Below are 14,562 nucleotides of genomic sequence, written 5' to 3'. Positions count from 1 at the left end.
TACCTGAGGATTCACCGTCTAATACCCCAGGGGGACGAGCGGCTACGCTGCACGTCATGCCGCCCCCCGCCGTACCCGCCTACCGTCGTCTCAGTGTCGAGGAGCGGCGCAGTCAGCTTCTCGACTCCGCGCTCACGCTCTTCGCGCACCGCGCGCCCGAGGACGTGTCCCTCGACGACGTCGCCGAGGCGGCGGGGGTGTCCCGGCCGCTCGTCTACCGGTACTTCCCGGGCGGGAAGCAGCAACTGTACGAAGCCGCGTTGCGGTCCGCCGCGGAGGAGCTTCAGCAGTGCTTCGACGAGCCCCTGGAGGGGCCGGTCCTCGCGCGCCTCGGGCGGGCCCTCGACCGGTATCTCGGGTTCGTCGACGGGCATGACACCGGGTTCAGCGCGCTGTTGCAGGGCGGGAGTGTGGTCGAGACGTCGCGGACGACGGCCACGGTCGACGAGGTCCGGCGGGCCGCCGCCGAGCACATCTACCGGCATCTGGATGTGGTCGATCCTGGGCCCCGGCTGCGGATGACGGTCCGCATGTGGATCACGGCCGTCGAGGCGGCGTCGCTGATCTGGCTGGACGAGGGGAAGCAGCCTCCCGCGGAGGAGCTGCGGGACTGGCTGGTGGAGCAGTTCGTGGCGGTGATGACGGTGACGGCGGGGCGGGACGCGGAGACGGCGGGGGTGTTGGAGGGGGTTGCGGAGAGGGGGTGAGGGGGTGGCTGGTGCGAGTGGATGGGTGCGGGCTCGTTGTGGCTGGTCGCGCCCTCCCGGCGGTAGCCGCACATCCAGTACAGCCCCGCGCCCCTGGGTGGGCGGCGCGTGCCCTTGATGCGCGCGTGCTTGAGACTGGTGTCGTGAAGAGTCAGAACACTCCCTTCGAGGGTGGGCCCATGGATGGTCGTACCCTTTCCGTCCTCCTCGGGCCCACCGGGCATCCGCCCAAGACGTACCGCATCCCCGTGCCCGACAGCGCGGGCGGGCCGCCGACCGTTCTCGTCTACCGGCGGGTGCCCCGGGGGCACAGCAAGCGGCTCGGGGTGCCCACCGGATGGAAGTACGAGTACGACCCCGACGGCAAGGGTGGGTCCCCGAAGCCCCGGTGGCCCTGGTCGAAGCCGGAGAAAAGGGCTGGTGGAGAGGGTGACGGGGACGCGGACTGAGCCGTGGGCTGAGCCGTTGAAAACCCGGTGCCGCCGCAGCTCACGCCCTTGCTAAGGTGCGGCCGATGCCTACGATCAGACAAGTCCAGGTCACCTTCGACTGCCACGACCCCGAGCGCGTCGCCCGCTTCTGGTGCGAGGTACTGGGGTATGTCGTACCGCCCCCACCTGAGGGTTACGCCACCTGGGCCGCCTACGACCTCACCCTCCCGCCCGAACGCCGGGGCGCGAGCTTCGTCGCCATGGACCCCACCGGCGCCGGCCCCCGCCTGTACTTCCAGCGCGTCCCCGAGGGCAAGGTCGTCAAGAACCGCGTCCACCTCGACGTCCGCGCCGGCACGGGCCTGGTCGGCACGGAACGCCTCGCGGCACTGGAAGCCGAACGCGACCGCCTGATCGCCCTCGGCGCGGTCTGCGAACGCGTCCTGCCGGCCGACGAGTTCAACGAGTCGTGCATCGGGATGCAGGACATCGAGGGCAACGAGTTCTGCCTGGACTGAGCACGCGGGGGCGCGGGACTGTACTGGATATGCGGCTACCGCCGCGGGCACGACCGGCCACGACGAAACCCGCACTCGCCCACTCAGCCGACCCCAGCGCGCGCCGCAGGCTCCCCGCGTCGATGCTCGCCCTGTAGGGCGGAAGTGCCGCCCCGCTGGAGGTGACGGCATGTCAGGACGGTTGCTGCGGCTGGTGTGTACGGCGGCACTGGTCACGCAGGTCGCACTGGTGCCCGCCGTCGCCGTGGGCGTACCGGCACCCCCCGAGCGCCCGATCGCCGAGCTGCTGACGGAGCTTCAGCGGCTGTACCGGGAGACCGAGTCGGCGACGGAGACGTACAACGCGACGGAGGAACGGCTCAAGGCGAAGCAGCACGAGGTGGCCCGCCTGGACGCGGAACTCGTCCGGGCCCGCCTGGCCCTGGACGGCAGCCGGGACCTCGCGGGCCGGCTGGCCCGGCAGCAGTACCAGTCCCGCAGCGACATCTCCCCGTACGTACGGCTATTGCTCGCGAAGGATCCCCAACACGCCCTGGACGAGGGCCACATCATCGGCCAGCTGGCCCGCGACCGCGCCTCCGCGACGACCCGGCTCGCCCAGGACGAGCACCGCCGGGACACGGTGACCCGCGGTGCCCGCACCGCGCTGGACGCCCAACTCGCCCTGACCGCCCGCAAGAAGAAGGCCCGCGACGACGTCCGCACCCGCCTGGACGCCGTCCAGAAGCTGCTGGCGACCCTGACTCCGGAGCAACTGGCCCGGCTGGCCCTCCTGGAGCGCGCCCAAGTGGACGGACGCCAGCGGGAGTTCCTCACGGAGAACGCCCTCGACGGCGCCGACGCCCCGGCCTCCCCAGAGGGCGAACAGGCGGTGCGCTATGCGATGGACCAGGTGGGCAAGCCGTACGAGACGGGCGCTGCGGGCCCGCGCGCGTACGACAACTCGGGCCTGGCGGCGGGTTCTTGGGGACACGCGGGCGCGCAGATCCCCCGTACGGCGAAGGAGCAGTGGGCGAGGCTGCCGAGGGTTCCGCTCAGGCAGCTGCGGCCGGGGGACCTGGTGGTGTACTACCCGCAGGCGACACACGTGGCGGTGTACGTGGGGAAGGGCAAGGTCGTGCAGGCGCCGGGGCCGGGAGGGAAGGTGAGGGTCACTCCCGTCGCCGCCGATCCGGTCCTGGGGGCGGTGCGGCCCGCGTGACCCCTCACTCCCCCGAGGCCGCCCCGATCGCCTCGTCCAACACACCCCGGGACAGCACCAGTTCGGCGATCAGCCGGTCGATCCGCTCCCGTTCGGCGACCAGTTCCTCCACCAGTTTCCCGTCCGCCACCGCGCTGGGCCCGCCGTCCGCGTCCCGCATGCACGGCAGCAGCCGGGCGATGGTCGCGCTGTTCAGCCCGGCGGCGTACAGCGCCTGCACCCGGATCACCCGGTCCACGGCCCACTCGCCGAACTCCCGGTGCCCGCCCGGCGTCCGCTCGGCGACGAGCAGGCCCTGCTGCTCGTAGTACCGCAGGGACCGCTCACTCACCCCACTGCGCCGGGCCAGTTCCCCGATCCGCACCCGTACCCCACCTCCCCTACCCGAGAGCCACTTGAATCTGACACCAATGTCAGGTTCTACGGTACCCGCATGGCACCGACGACACCCCTCCTAACCCCCTCCCACCTGGGCGAACTCCCCCTACCTCACCGCCTGGTGATGGCCCCGCTGACCCGCAACCGCGCGGAGCCCGACGGAGTCCCCTCGGCGATGATGGCCGAGTACTACACGCAGCGCGCCTCGGCCGGCCTGATCATCGCGGAGGCGACGACCCCGAACGCGACAGGCCGGACGTACCCGAACATCCCCGGTATCCACACCCGCCCGCAGATCGAGGGCTGGCGCAGGGTGACGGACGCGGTGCGCGCGGCGGGCGGCACGATGTTCCTGCAACTCCAGCACGGCGGCCGGGTGGGCCACCCGGACACCAGCGGACACGTCCCCGTGGCCCCCTCCCCCGTCCCTCTCCCGGAGCCGATCCACACCCCCACCGGCCGCCAACCCTCCATCGTCCCGAGGGAGTTGACGAAGGACGGCATCCGGCGGACGATCGCCGACTTCGCCCGGGCCGCCCGCAACGCGATGGCCGCCGGCTTCAGCGGCGTGGAGGTCCACTCGGCCAACGGCCACCTCCTGCACCAGTTCCTGGCCACGAACACGAACCTCCGCACGGACGAGTACGGCGGCCCGGCCGCGAACCGGATCCGCTTCACCGTGGAGGTCACCCGCGCGGTCGCCGAGGCGATCGGCCCGCGGAACGTGGGCCTGCGCATCTCACCGGGGAACACCGTGAACGGCGTCGAGGAGACCGACACGGACACCCTCTACCCGGCCCTGGCCGAGACCCTGGCCGGCGACGGCCTCGCCTACCTCCACCTGACCACGCTGAACCACGACCACCCCCTCCTCCCCCGCCTGCGCGCCCTGTGGCCGGGCACGCTGATCGGGAACCCGGCGCTGGGTGCGACGCTCCCCACCGACGGCGGACAGCGCGCGGCGGAGCAACTACTCGGCGCCGGAGCCGACTTGGTGGCCCTGGGCCGCGCCTTCCTCGCCAACCCCGACCTGGTCACCCGCATCCGGCAGGGCGCCCCGCTCAACGAGGTGCGGGACACCCTGATGATGTACACGGGCGGCGAGCGGGGTTACCTCGACTACCCGACGCTGGATCAGGCCAGCGACGACAGGTACGCGGCGGTCTTCTGCGGCTCGTAGAAGAAGTGCTCGAAGTCCGCCGGGTTGTCGAAGGCGTTGGCGAACCGGTCGGCGGCGGGCCGCAACTGCCCTGCCGCGCCGAGGAGGTTGACGACGTGCTCCGGCGGCGGCGCGAGCATCGCGTTGGTCCACTTGGTGACGTGCCGGGCGGTGTCCCAGTACAGCTCGAAGGTGGCCCGCATCCATTCCTCGTCGAACTCCTTCTCCCCGTGGTCGAGGATGGAGGTGAGGTACGAAGCGGCGCATTTCGCGGCGGAGTTGGAGCCCTGGCCCGTTATCGGGTCGTTCGCCACGACGACGTCGGCGACGCCGAGGACGAGCCCGCCGCCGGGGAGCTGCCCGACGGGGTTGCGGACGGTCGGGGCGTAGCGGCCGGCCAACGTGGCGCCCGCGTCGGTGAGTTCGGCGTCCTTGGCCCGGTCGTACTCCCAGGGCAGGAACGTCTTCATCAACTCCAGGGTGAGGGCGAGGTGTTCGGCGGGGTCCTTGACGCCGGTGAAGGCGTCGACGGGGCCGCCGGGGACGCCTTCCCAGAAGAGGATGTCCGCGCGGCCCGAGGTGGTGAGCGTCGGCATGACGAACAACTCCCCCACGCCGGGTACCAGGTTGCAGCGGACGGCCTCCGTGCCGGGGTGCTCGGGGCGCGGGCCCAGGCCGTGGACGTACGCGACGGCGAGGGCGCGCTGCGGGGCGTCGTACGGGGAGCGTTCGGGGTTGCGGGCGAACATCGACACCAGTTCGCCCTTGCCGGCGGCGACCAGGACGAGGTCGTAGGTGCGGGAGAAGTAGTCGAGGTCGCCGACTGCGGCGCCGTGGATGACCAGTTGGCCGCCGCGCTGGGCGAAGGTCTCCATCCAGCCCGCCATCTTCACGCGCTGGTCGACCGACTGGGCGTAGCCGTCGAGGCGGCCGAGCCAGTCGATGGCGCGCTCGCCGGCGGGACCCGCGACCGAGACACCGAGGCCCTCGATCCGCGGGGCCTGGCTCTCCCAGAAGCCGATCCCGAGGTCGCGTTCGTGCTGGAGGGCGGTGTGGAACATGCACTGCGTGGACATCACGCGGCCCGAACGGATCTCGTCCGCCGTCCGGTTGGACATCAGGGTGACCTCGTAGCCGTGCTGCTGGAGGCCGAGGGCGAGTTGGAGGCCGGACTGACCGGCCCCCACGACGAGTATCTTCCGCATGCGGGGAGTCGCTCCTATTCGGGTGTTTCGTCGAGCGCGTGCGCCACCAGGGAGAGCAGGGTGTCGATGACCGCGATCCGGCGGCGGGCGTCCATGACGACGACCGGGACGTCCTGAGGGATCGTCAGAGCCTCGCGGACGTCGTCCGGTTCGAAGCGTTCGGTGCCGTCGAAGTGGTTGACGGCGACGACGTACGGCAGTCCGCAGCTCTCGAAGTAGTCGAGGGCCGGGAAGCAGTCCTTCAGGCGGCGGGTGTCGGCGAGGACGACGGCGCCGATCGCGCCGCGCACCAGGTCGTCCCACATGAACCAGAAGCGCTGCTGGCCGGGGGTGCCGAAGAGGTACAGGACCAGGTCGTCGTCCAGGGTGAGGCGGCCGAAGTCCATCGCGACGGTCGTCGTGAGCTTCTGCGGGGTGGCGCTCAAGTCGTCGGTGGCGGCGGACGCTTGGGTCATCAGCGCCTCCGTCTGGAGAGGGGTGATCTCCGAGACGGCCGTGACGAGCGTCGTCTTGCCGACGCCGAAACCGCCCGCGATGACGATCTTCGTGGCGACAGGGGCGCGGGTGCGGTCCGTCTGCCAGGATTTCAGGTTCTCGTCGGTGTCGACTCCCCGTCCGGGGAAGCGATCAGAGACGACGGAGTCCACTCAGCACCCTTTCCAGCAGAGCGCGGTCGGGACGGCCCGTACCGTGGGTGGTACCGGTGCCGTACACACGGATCTTTCCCTGGTCCGCGAGGTCGCTCAGCAGGACCCGGACCACGCCGAGCGGCATGCGCAGCAGCGCGGCGATCTCGGCCACGGTCCGCATACGGCGGCAGAGTTCGACGATCGCCGCCAGCTCCGGCAGCACCTTGGAGTTCTGACGGTTCGTCAACTCCTTGTGCTCCTCGGGCGCTTCGAGCGCGGCGACGAAGGTCTCGACGAGGAGGACGTGGCCGAAGCGGGTGCGGCCGCCGGTCAGGGAGTAGGGGCGGACGCGGGCCGGATGGGGGTACCGCCCTGTTCGAGCGGAGCCGAGAACTTGGGGGAGGCCCGCGCCGCGTACCGGGAGCTGTTTCCTGGTCATCGCGCGCCCCCTTCCGCCTCCAGTGACTTCCTTAGTTCCGTGCGGAGTTCGGGCGTCAGGACATGTCCGACGCGGCCCACGAACAGGGCCATGTGGTACGCCACGGTGCTCATGTCGCAGTCCGCGTCGCCGTGCACACCGAGCAGGGAGCCGTCACTGATCGACATCACGCACAGGCTGCCTGCGTCCATCGCGACCATCGTGTTCTTCACGCCGCCGAAGTCCATCAGGCGGGCGGCGCCCAGTGTGAGGCTGCCGATGCCGGAGACGATCGTGGCGAGGTCGGCGGACGAGCCTCTCGGGCCCGCCGGTCGGCTCGAACTCCCTTGTTTCGCCCGGTCGTTGGCGCCGGGGTCGGAGGACAGGAGCAGCAGGCCGTCGGAGGAGACCACAGCCACCGACTGGATGCCGGGGACCTCCTCCACGAGGTTGTTCAACAGCCAGTGCAGGTTACGGGCTTCGCTGCTCAGGCCGAAGGTACTGGGCGCGGTCAACTGCTTGCCTCCTCGACGGTGCCCCCCGTGGTGTCCCCGGCATGTCCATACGTCCCGCGCCCGACTGCCCGTTCATTCGGGGGCAGTTCCCCTCTGTCCGTCTCCTCCGCGAGCTCCGACTCGGCGTCCCGGTATCCGGCGACGGCCCCCCGCCGGAACCCGCCGAGCTTCTTGCGGAGCGCCTCCGCGTCGACGCCGCCCGCGGGCCTCGGCCGCACGGCCTCCTCCGGCGCGGTCACCTTGGGCGTCCGCTTGGGGAGCCCCTTCGCGGTGACCTGCTCGGCGGGCTCGGCGAGTTCAGCGGGTTCAGCGGGTTCGGTGGACTGGTCGGGCTCGGCGCGGGAGTGCTCGGGAGAGCTGAGGGCGGTGCGCGGGTCGTCGACGGTCTGCGGAACCGATTCGCTTCGGGGCGCCGGCGGGAGGGAGAGCACCATGGTCGTCTCGGACGACACAGCCGGTTCGTCCGGCACGGCGGGCTCATCGACGGCGGGCGGCTCCCCGGAGTCGCCGGGGCCGGTCTCCTCGACCGCGTCCACGACGTCTTCTACGCCGCCGGCACCGGACTCATCGGCATCCTCGGGCGCGGCACCCTCGCCGGAGCCCTCAGACAGGCCGTCCTCGCCGGAGTCACACCCCTCAGCGGGAACGCCCTCCGCATCACCCTCAACGGCCCCAACCTCCCCCTCAGCCGGAACCCCACCCCCGGCCTCACGTATCGCCTTCTCCGCCAACTCCACCGCGAGGTCCCTCGAACGCCCCCCGATGACATGCGAGTTGACCTCGGCGTCGGCCCCCGGAAGCGTCACCCCGCCCGAGGCCACCACGCCCGGCGCGGTGGACGGCACAGCACCGGCCGGCGCCGGCGCCAGCACGGCCGTAGGGATGACGACGACCGCCGCCGTCCCGGGCGTCTTCTTCTGCCCCCGCAGCCGCACCCGCACGGCGTGCCGCCCGGCGAGCCGGGAGACGACGTACAGGCCGAGCCCCTCCTCGTCCGGTCCCTCGAAGGGGACTTCGGGGTCGGACTCGGCGAGGCGGGCGTTGAGGGTGTCGCGGCGGTCCGGCTCGATGCCGAGGCCCTCGTCCTGGACGGAGACCATGACGTCGCCGTTCTCCAGGAGCCAGCCGGAGACGTCGACGGGCAGGTCGGCCGGCGAGAAGGAGGTCGCGTTCTCCATCAACTCGGCGAGCAGGTGCGAGAGATCGTCGGCGGCGAACCCGGCGATGTGGGCGTGCGCGGGCAGCGAGGAGATCCGCACCCGGTCGTAGCGCTCGATCTCGGAGACGGCCGCGCGGACGACGTCCACCAGCGGTACGGGACCGGGGTGCTGCTGCACGTGCTCGGCCCCGGCGAGGACGAGCAGGTTCTCGCTGTGCCGCCGCATGACGGTCGCGAAGTGGTCCAGCTTGAACAGCGTCGCGAGCCGCTCGGGGTCCTGCTCGCGCTCCTCCAGCCCCTCGATGACGGCGAGTTGACGCTCGACGAGGCCGAGGGTGCGCAGCGAGAGGGTGGCGAACGTGGATCCGATGGACCCCCGCAGCCGCTCCAACTGCGCGGTCACGGAGGCGAGTTCGGTACGGAGTTCCTCGCGCGCGTCGGCCATCTTCTGCCGCTGCCCGACAAGGTGCTTGCGGTCGGCCTCCAGCGTGCCGAGCCGCTCGTACAGCCCGGCGGCGTGCGCGTGCAGCGCGTTGACGGACCGGACGACCTGCGCGAACTCGTCGTTGCGGCCGGTGAACTTGACGGGTTCCTCGGCGCCGGGCTCCTCCGCCTCGGCGATCCGCGCGGCGCCCCGGCGGACGGCGGACAGCGGCCGGGTGAGGCTGCGCGCCATGCCCGTGGCGACCCCGACGGCGACCAGCATGAGCGCGCCGAGCAACGCGACCCGCAGTTCGAGCCCGGTGACGTCGTCGTCGCGGAGGGTCTCAAGTCCCTTGGTGCGCCGGTCGAAGAGGGACGCCTCGACGCCGCGCATCAGCTCGATCCGGGCGGACAGGGCGGTGTCCACGGCGGCCGGCGCGGCCTTCAAGTCGTCGTCGCCGAGGACGGGTTGGTCGGTGAGCTGGGTCAAGTACCGCTCGGCGGCGTCGTTCTCGCCCCCGGTGACCGTCGAGTCGTAGGCGTCGACCATGCTCTGCGGCGCGGTCTCCCGGAAGTCCGCGAGCGCCGAGTCCGAGCGCAGGCGGGCCTGTTGGGCGGCGGCGCTGAGGCTGTCGCGCAACTCGGCGGCGCCGGAGGTGTCGTAGCCTTCGGTGACCGGTACGTCGAGGGCGGCGACCAGCAATCCCCGGGCGGCGGCGGCCTGTTGGACGGCGGAGTCGAGTTCGGCGAGGGCGTACGCACCCGCGCCCGCGCGTGGCGGGGTCTGCTGGGCGAGGCGTTCGGCGAGGCGGTGCAGCTCGGTGATGGTCTTGGAGTACGCCTCGTGGGTCTGGAGCGGCGTGCTCTTCCCGTCGAGGGCGGTCCTGCGGATCGCGGCGACGCCGGAGACGGCGGCGGGGAGGTTCCCGGCGGCGCGCAGGTCGGTGAGCTGCCGGTCGACGCGCGCGACGACCTGCGCGTCCGGGGCGCTCTCCTTGGCGCGGCCGGTCGCGAGGTACTCGGTGACCTGGTCGCGCTCGTCGGCGAGGGAGTGCGCGAGGACCAGCGCTTCCTGGGTGCGCTCGGCGAGCGTCACCAGCTCCTGGGAGTCCTTGAGTTCGGCGGAGAGCGCGAGCACGGACGGTGTCCCGGCGGCGCCGATCGCGGCGGCCACCACGGCCACGGCGATGATCAGCCGGTTGCGCACATGGGTCGGCCGCCCCTTGCCGACGGGAGGCACCGAGGCCGCCCCGGAAGCCGGTTGTTCTGTGCGCCCAGGCCGCGTCTTCTGCACCGGTGCTCGCATTCCTGACTCGTGTACCCATAGGACCGGATGACGCTCGGTCAACAACAGCGCACAACCGGTACGGTCCCCGACCCTCCCAGTGCCGGTGGGCGGGAAGCGCTCATCACCTGACCCGCCACCCGAAGGAGTGAACATCGGAGGGGAGTTGGCGGGCAAGTTCCACCGGCGCGCGCCGGTCCGCTTCCCGGCCCGTCGGTTGGACGCGGGCGCCGGGCTTTGGCAGGATTCGCCGCCACGCGTTCCCCAAGGGCGCGAATCCCGCCCAAATCACCCGTCTGACCTGCAAAGAAACGCCAACGGGACGATCATCGCGAGCCGTTCGCCCGCCGTCCACCCGGGTCTGTGCAGACTGGCCCGATGCGTACGGAACTTGTGTCCGAGCCGGGCGATCCGGCCCGCCCCGACGAGGACTTCGCCGCGGTCTGCGTTCCCGCAGCCGGGCAGGGGGGCGCGCTCGTCGTGCTGGACGGGGTGACGCCGCCGCGCGGGCCGACCGGGTGTGTGCACCCGGTGCCCTGGTACACCGCGCGGCTCGGCGGGGCGCTGACCGAACTGACCGTTTCCCTCCCGGATGTCCCGCTCACCGAGGCGTTGTTCCGCGCGATCCACCGAACCGCGACCTCCCATTCACAAACCTGTGACCTTTCTCACCCGCGTACCCCGCAGGCGACGGTCGCGCTCGCGCGGTGGACCGCCGAGGCCGTCGAGTGGCTGGTCCTGTCCGACGCGGCGCTCCTGCTGGAGTCCCCCGACGGCACGGTCACGCCCGTCCTCGACGACCGCCTCGCCCGCCTCCCCCGCGCACTCCTCGTCTCCGACGAGGTCGCCGACGCCCGCGCCCGCAACAAGGAGGGCGGCTTCTTCACGGCCGCCGCGGACCCGTCCGTGGCGGCGCGCGCGGTGACGGGCCGCGTCCCGCGCGCGGACGTCCGCTCCCTGCTCGGCCTCACCGACGGCGCGGCCCGCTGGGCGGAGACGTTCCACGAGGGCGACTGGACCGACCTGCTGACGTACGTCCGCAAGGAGGGCGCCCACGGACTCGTGCGCCGGGTACGGGAGTTGGAGTCGTCCGACGCGCAGGCACGGGCGTTCCTCGGGCGCGGCAAGACGCACGACGACGCCAGTGCCGTGTACGTCGAGCTGTAGCCCTACTTCTGCATCACCTGGTTCAACTCCCCCAGCAGCCGCGCCAGTTCGGAGACCTCCTTGCGGTCCCAGTGCGCGAGCTGCGCGACGTAGATCGCCCGGCGGGCCTCCCGGACCCGGCTCACCCGCCCGCGCCCTTCCTCGGTCAGCTCGACGAGCCAGGCCCGGCCGTCCGCCGGGTCGGGTTCGCGGGCGATGAGGCCCAGCTCCTCCAGGGCGCGCAGCTGCCGGGACATCGTCGCCTTGCCGACGCCGATGTACGCGGCCAGTTCGGTGGCCCGGCGCCGGCCGGTCTCCTCCAGCCGCACGAGCAGCCCGTAGGCGGCCGGCTCCAGGTCGGGGTGCACCTCGCGGGCCATCTCGCCCTGGTTGGCGCGAGCCCGCCGCAGCAGCACGGTCAGCTCCCGCTCCAGCGAGAGGAACTCCCGGTCGGCCCCTGCCACCGCCCCGCCGTTCCCGTCGTCACTCACTTCGGTGCTCCCTGTCGTCCGCATCGGCTCATCGCCGCAGTTCGGACAGTATTTCGCAGGGAGGCGTAGGGGTCCTGTCAGGGGACGGACCTGTGCGAAAGCTCGGGCCCCGTTCAAGGGGAACCCGAGCCTCCGCGTCATCCGATGGCGCCCGTCACGCCGCCACCGGAACCTCGTTCCTCGCGGGGGTCAGCGCCAGCTCCAGCACCTGACGCACGTCCGTCACCGCGTGGACGTCGAGCTTCTCCAGCACCTCCGCCGGGACGTCGTCCAGGTCGGCCTCGTTGCGCTTGGGGATGATGACGGTCTTCACCCCGGCCCGGTGCGCGGCCAGCAGCTTCTGCTTGACCCCGCCGATGGGCAGCACGCGCCCGGTGAGGGACACCTCGCCGGTCATCGCCACGTCCGTGCGGACCAGCCGCCCGGAGAGCAGCGAGGCCAGCGCGGTCGTCATCGTGATGCCGGCGCTCGGGCCGTCCTTGGGGACCGCGCCCGCCGGGAAGTGGATGTGCACGCCCCGGTCCTTGAGGTCGCCGACCGGGAGTTCCAGTTCGGCGCCGCGCGAGCGCAGGAAGCTGAGCGCGATCTGCGCGGACTCCTTCATCACGTCCCCGAGCTGCCCGGTGAGCGTGAGGCCCGCCGCGCCCGTCTCCGGGTCCGCGAGGGACGCCTCGACGAACAGGACGTCGCCGCCCGCGCCGGTCACCGCGAGCCCGGTCGCCACGCCCGGGACGGCCGTACGGCGCTCGGCGGGGTCCTGCGCGGACTCCGGCACGTGGTGCGGGCGCCCGATGAGCGCGCGCAGGTCCTCGTCCCGGATCGTGAACGGCAGCTCCCGGTCGCCCAGTTCGTGCTGGGCGGCGACCTTGCGGAGCAGGCGCGCGATGGAGCGCTCCAGGGTGCGGACGCCCGCCTCGCGGGTGTACTCCCCGGCGAGCTTGCGCAGGGCGCTCTCGTCGAGGGTGACCTCGTCGGTGCTCAGGCCCGCGCGCTCCAGCTGGCGCGGGAGCAGGTGGTCGCGGGCGATGACGACCTTCTCGTCCTCCGTGTACCCGTCGAGCCGGACCAGTTCCATCCGGTCGAGCAGGGCCTCCGGGATCGCCTCCAGGACGTTGGCCGTGGCGAGGAACACCACGTCCGACAGGTCGAGTTCGACCTCCAGGTAGTGGTCGCGGAAGGTGTGGTTCTGCGCGGGGTCGAGGACTTCGAGCAGCGCCGCCGCCGGGTCGCCCCGGAAGTCGGAGCCGACCTTGTCGATCTCGTCGAGCAGGACGACGGGGTTCATCGACCCGGCCTCCTTGATCGCCCTGACGATCCGCCCGGGCAGCGCGCCGACGTACGTCCGCCGGTGCCCCCGGATCTCCGCCTCGTCCCGCACGCCCCCGAGGGCGACCCGGACGAACTTGCGGCCCATCGCGTGCGCGACGGACTCACCCAGCGAGGTCTTGCCGACCCCGGGCGGCCCCACGAGGGCCAGTACGGCGCCCCCGCGCCGGCCGCCGATGACGCCCAGGCCCCGGTCACCACGCCGCTTGCGGACGGCCAGGTACTCGGTGATGCGCTCCTTCACGTCCTCCAGGCCCGCGTGCTCGGCGTCCAGGACCGACTTGGCGCCCTGGATGTCGTACGCGTCCTGCGTGCGCTCGTTCCACGGGAGTTCGAGGACCGTGTCCAGCCAGGTGCGGATCCAGGAGCCCTCCGGGGACTGGTCGCTGGACCGCTCCAGCTTGTCGACCTCCTTGAGGGCGGCCTCGCGGACCTTCTCCGGCAGGTCGGCGGCCTCCACGCGGGCGCGGTAGTCGTCCGACTCCTCGCCCTCGGCCTCGCCGTTCAGCTCGCGCAGCTCCTTGCGGACGGCGTCCAGCTGGCGCCTGAGCAGGAACTCGCGCTGCTGCTTGTCGACGCCCTCCTGGACGTCCTTCGCGATCGTCTCGGCGACGTCCTGCTCGGCGAGGTGGTCGCGGAGCTGCTGGGTGGCCAGCTTGAGGCGGGCGACCGGGTCGGCGGTCTCCAGCAGCTCGATCTTCTGGTCGAGGGTCAGGAACGGGGAGTAGCCGGAGTTGTCGGCCAGCGTCGACACCTCGTCGATGGCCTGCACCCGGTCCACGACCTGCCAGGCGCCGCGCTTGCGCAGCCACGCGGTCGCCAGCGCCTTGTACTCCTTGACCAGCTCGGTCACGCTCCCCGGGAGCGGCTCGGGCAGCGACTCGTCGAGCCGGCTGCCCTCGACCCACAGGGCTGCGCCCGGACCGGTCGTCCCGGCCCCGATCTTCACCCGCGCCCGCCCGCGGATCAGCGCGCCCGGGTCCCCGTCCGCGAGCCTCCCGACCTGCTCGATCGTGCCGAGCACGCCGGTTCCCGCGTAATTCCCGTCCACCCTGGGCACCATCAGCACCCTCGGCTTCCCGGGCTCGGTCCGCGCGGCCGCCTGCGCGGCCTCCACAGCGGCCCTCACATCAGCGTCATTCAGATCCAACGGCACCACCATGCCCGGCAGAACGACCTCGCCGTCGAGCGGCAGCACAGGCAGAGTGAGCGTTGAGGACGACGAAGCCATGATCTCCCCTTCGGCAGTCAAGTTGAGCTATGCCGACTCAATGCATATGAGCCACCGAATGTTCCCGGGGCCGTGTTCGCCGTGAGCGATCACGTGGTTCTCGCAGGTCAGAGAGGTTGTCAGTGGCAGGTGCGAAGGTGGTGGACATGAAGACCCGGCCCTCACGACAACAACACCGAGGCCGACTTCGGTACCGCCCCGGAGACAGGAGCCACACCCGGGAACTCGGAACGGGCGAAACCACGGGACGGAACAGGCAGCGAGAAACGACGCGGGACATACGACAGCCGCAGCGAACACTCGGAGAAAGAGGCCCCGCCGCGAGGGCGCACGGCGCGCA

General features: G+C 71.8%; 14 protein-coding genes. 6 read left to right on the top strand and 8 right to left on the bottom strand.

Going from position 1 to position 14,562, the window contains the following annotated elements:
- Nucleotides 1–56 precede the first annotated feature (56 nt).
- The 4 genes from ACLZOT_RS10290 (at nt 57) to ACLZOT_RS10275 (ending at nt 2,857) form a co-directional block, all read left to right on the top strand.
- Nucleotides 57–707 (top strand): TetR/AcrR family transcriptional regulator, encoded by a 651-nt coding sequence (locus tag ACLZOT_RS10290; RefSeq protein ID WP_416968475.1) that lies wholly within the window; start codon nt 57–59, stop codon nt 705–707.
- Between the two features lie 143 nt (nt 708–850).
- Entirely contained in the window at nt 851–1,156 is a 306-nt protein-coding gene (locus ACLZOT_RS10285; protein WP_416968474.1) for a hypothetical protein, read from the top strand.
- Between the two features lie 65 nt (nt 1,157–1,221).
- On the top strand, nt 1,222–1,656 hold the full coding sequence (locus ACLZOT_RS10280) for a VOC family protein (protein ID WP_416968473.1): 435 nt from the start codon (nt 1,222–1,224) through the stop codon (nt 1,654–1,656).
- Between the two features lie 169 nt (nt 1,657–1,825).
- Nucleotides 1,826–2,857 carry an NlpC/P60 family protein gene (locus tag ACLZOT_RS10275; protein ID WP_416968472.1) on the top strand — a complete coding sequence of 344 codons (1,032 nt, stop codon included), beginning with the start codon at nt 1,826–1,828 and terminating at the stop codon, nt 2,855–2,857.
- A gap of 4 nt (nt 2,858–2,861) precedes the next feature.
- Here ACLZOT_RS10275 and ACLZOT_RS10270 read toward each other — a convergent pair whose 3' ends face one another.
- The gene (locus tag ACLZOT_RS10270; RefSeq protein ID WP_416968471.1) at nt 2,862–3,221 is read right to left on the bottom strand and encodes a MerR family transcriptional regulator; all 360 of its coding nucleotides are present in this window, start codon (nt 3,219–3,221) and stop codon (nt 2,862–2,864) included.
- 69 nt (nt 3,222–3,290) lie between these two features.
- Between ACLZOT_RS10270 and ACLZOT_RS10265 the strand changes: the two genes are divergently transcribed.
- Nucleotides 3,291–4,415, top strand: a complete 1,125-nt coding sequence (locus ACLZOT_RS10265) for an alkene reductase (protein WP_416968470.1) — start codon at nt 3,291–3,293, stop codon at nt 4,413–4,415.
- On the opposite strand, the gene ACLZOT_RS10260 is transcribed toward ACLZOT_RS10265, so the two are convergent.
- From ACLZOT_RS10260 to ACLZOT_RS10240, 5 genes are read right to left on the bottom strand one after another with little or no spacing between them, the layout of a single operon-like run.
- A complete protein-coding gene (locus tag ACLZOT_RS10260; protein ID WP_416968469.1) occupies nt 4,370–5,599 on the bottom strand; it encodes a styrene monooxygenase/indole monooxygenase family protein in 1,230 nt (409 codons plus the stop codon). The two genes, ACLZOT_RS10265 and ACLZOT_RS10260, sit on opposite strands and share 46 nt — an antisense overlap.
- A gap of 14 nt (nt 5,600–5,613) precedes the next feature.
- Nucleotides 5,614–6,246, bottom strand: coding sequence for a GTP-binding protein (locus ACLZOT_RS10255; protein ID WP_416968468.1), 633 nt, complete (start codon nt 6,244–6,246; stop codon nt 5,614–5,616).
- Nucleotides 6,227–6,667 (bottom strand): DUF742 domain-containing protein, encoded by a 441-nt coding sequence (locus ACLZOT_RS10250; protein ID WP_416968467.1) that lies wholly within the window; start codon nt 6,665–6,667, stop codon nt 6,227–6,229. The genes ACLZOT_RS10255 and ACLZOT_RS10250 overlap by 20 nt, the downstream gene beginning before the upstream one ends.
- Nucleotides 6,664–7,161, bottom strand: a complete 498-nt coding sequence (locus tag ACLZOT_RS10245) for a roadblock/LC7 domain-containing protein (RefSeq protein WP_416968466.1) — start codon at nt 7,159–7,161, stop codon at nt 6,664–6,666. Before ACLZOT_RS10245 ends, ACLZOT_RS10250 begins: the two co-directional genes overlap by 4 nt.
- The gene (locus ACLZOT_RS10240; protein WP_416968465.1) at nt 7,158–10,049 is read right to left on the bottom strand and encodes a nitrate- and nitrite sensing domain-containing protein; all 2,892 of its coding nucleotides are present in this window, start codon (nt 10,047–10,049) and stop codon (nt 7,158–7,160) included. The genes ACLZOT_RS10245 and ACLZOT_RS10240 overlap by 4 nt, the downstream gene beginning before the upstream one ends.
- A 357-nt stretch (nt 10,050–10,406) precedes the next feature.
- Here ACLZOT_RS10240 and ACLZOT_RS10235 point away from each other — a divergent pair, with 357 nt between their 5' ends.
- Nucleotides 10,407–11,195, top strand: a complete 789-nt coding sequence (locus ACLZOT_RS10235; RefSeq protein WP_416968464.1) for a protein phosphatase 2C domain-containing protein — start codon at nt 10,407–10,409, stop codon at nt 11,193–11,195.
- Nucleotides 11,196–11,197: 2 nt separating this feature from the next.
- On the opposite strand, the gene ACLZOT_RS10230 is transcribed toward ACLZOT_RS10235, so the two are convergent.
- Nucleotides 11,198–11,689 (bottom strand): MarR family winged helix-turn-helix transcriptional regulator, encoded by a 492-nt coding sequence (locus ACLZOT_RS10230; protein ID WP_416968463.1) that lies wholly within the window; start codon nt 11,687–11,689, stop codon nt 11,198–11,200.
- A 130-nt stretch (nt 11,690–11,819) separates the two neighbouring features.
- On the bottom strand, nt 11,820–14,222 hold the full coding sequence (lon, locus tag ACLZOT_RS10225) for an endopeptidase La (protein ID WP_416968462.1): 2,403 nt from the start codon (nt 14,220–14,222) through the stop codon (nt 11,820–11,822).
- Nucleotides 14,223–14,562 lie beyond the last annotated feature (340 nt).

This window comes from Streptomyces sp. 4F14 (assembly GCF_048159485.1).
Taxonomy (GTDB): domain Bacteria; phylum Actinomycetota; class Actinomycetes; order Streptomycetales; family Streptomycetaceae; genus Streptomyces.
Note: the sequence above shows the minus strand (reverse complement) of the source record. Positions and strands in the feature narration are given on the sequence as shown.

What these genes read in the sequence shown, in the direction of transcription:
- ACLZOT_RS10290 (WP_416968475.1), top strand. Translation starts at nt 57, where the DNA reads ATGCCGCCCCCCGCCGTACCCGCCTACCGTCGTCTCAGTGTCGAGGAG.
- ACLZOT_RS10280 (WP_416968473.1), top strand. Translation starts at nt 1,222, where the DNA reads ATGCCTACGATCAGACAAGTCCAGGTCACCTTCGACTGCCACGACCCC.
- ACLZOT_RS10275 (WP_416968472.1), top strand. Translation starts at nt 1,826, where the DNA reads ATGTCAGGACGGTTGCTGCGGCTGGTGTGTACGGCGGCACTGGTCACG.
- ACLZOT_RS10265 (WP_416968470.1), top strand. Translation starts at nt 3,291, where the DNA reads ATGGCACCGACGACACCCCTCCTAACCCCCTCCCACCTGGGCGAACTC.
- ACLZOT_RS10260 (WP_416968469.1), bottom strand. Translation starts at nt 5,599, where the DNA reads ATGCGGAAGATACTCGTCGTGGGGGCCGGTCAGTCCGGCCTCCAACTC.
- ACLZOT_RS10250 (WP_416968467.1), bottom strand. Translation starts at nt 6,667, where the DNA reads ATGACCAGGAAACAGCTCCCGGTACGCGGCGCGGGCCTCCCCCAAGTT.
- ACLZOT_RS10240 (WP_416968465.1), bottom strand. Translation starts at nt 10,049, where the DNA reads ATGCGAGCACCGGTGCAGAAGACGCGGCCTGGGCGCACAGAACAACCG.
- ACLZOT_RS10235 (WP_416968464.1), top strand. Translation starts at nt 10,407, where the DNA reads ATGCGTACGGAACTTGTGTCCGAGCCGGGCGATCCGGCCCGCCCCGAC.
- ACLZOT_RS10230 (WP_416968463.1), bottom strand. Translation starts at nt 11,689, where the DNA reads ATGCGGACGACAGGGAGCACCGAAGTGAGTGACGACGGGAACGGCGGG.
- lon (WP_416968462.1), bottom strand. Translation starts at nt 14,222, where the DNA reads ATGGCTTCGTCGTCCTCAACGCTCACTCTGCCTGTGCTGCCGCTCGAC.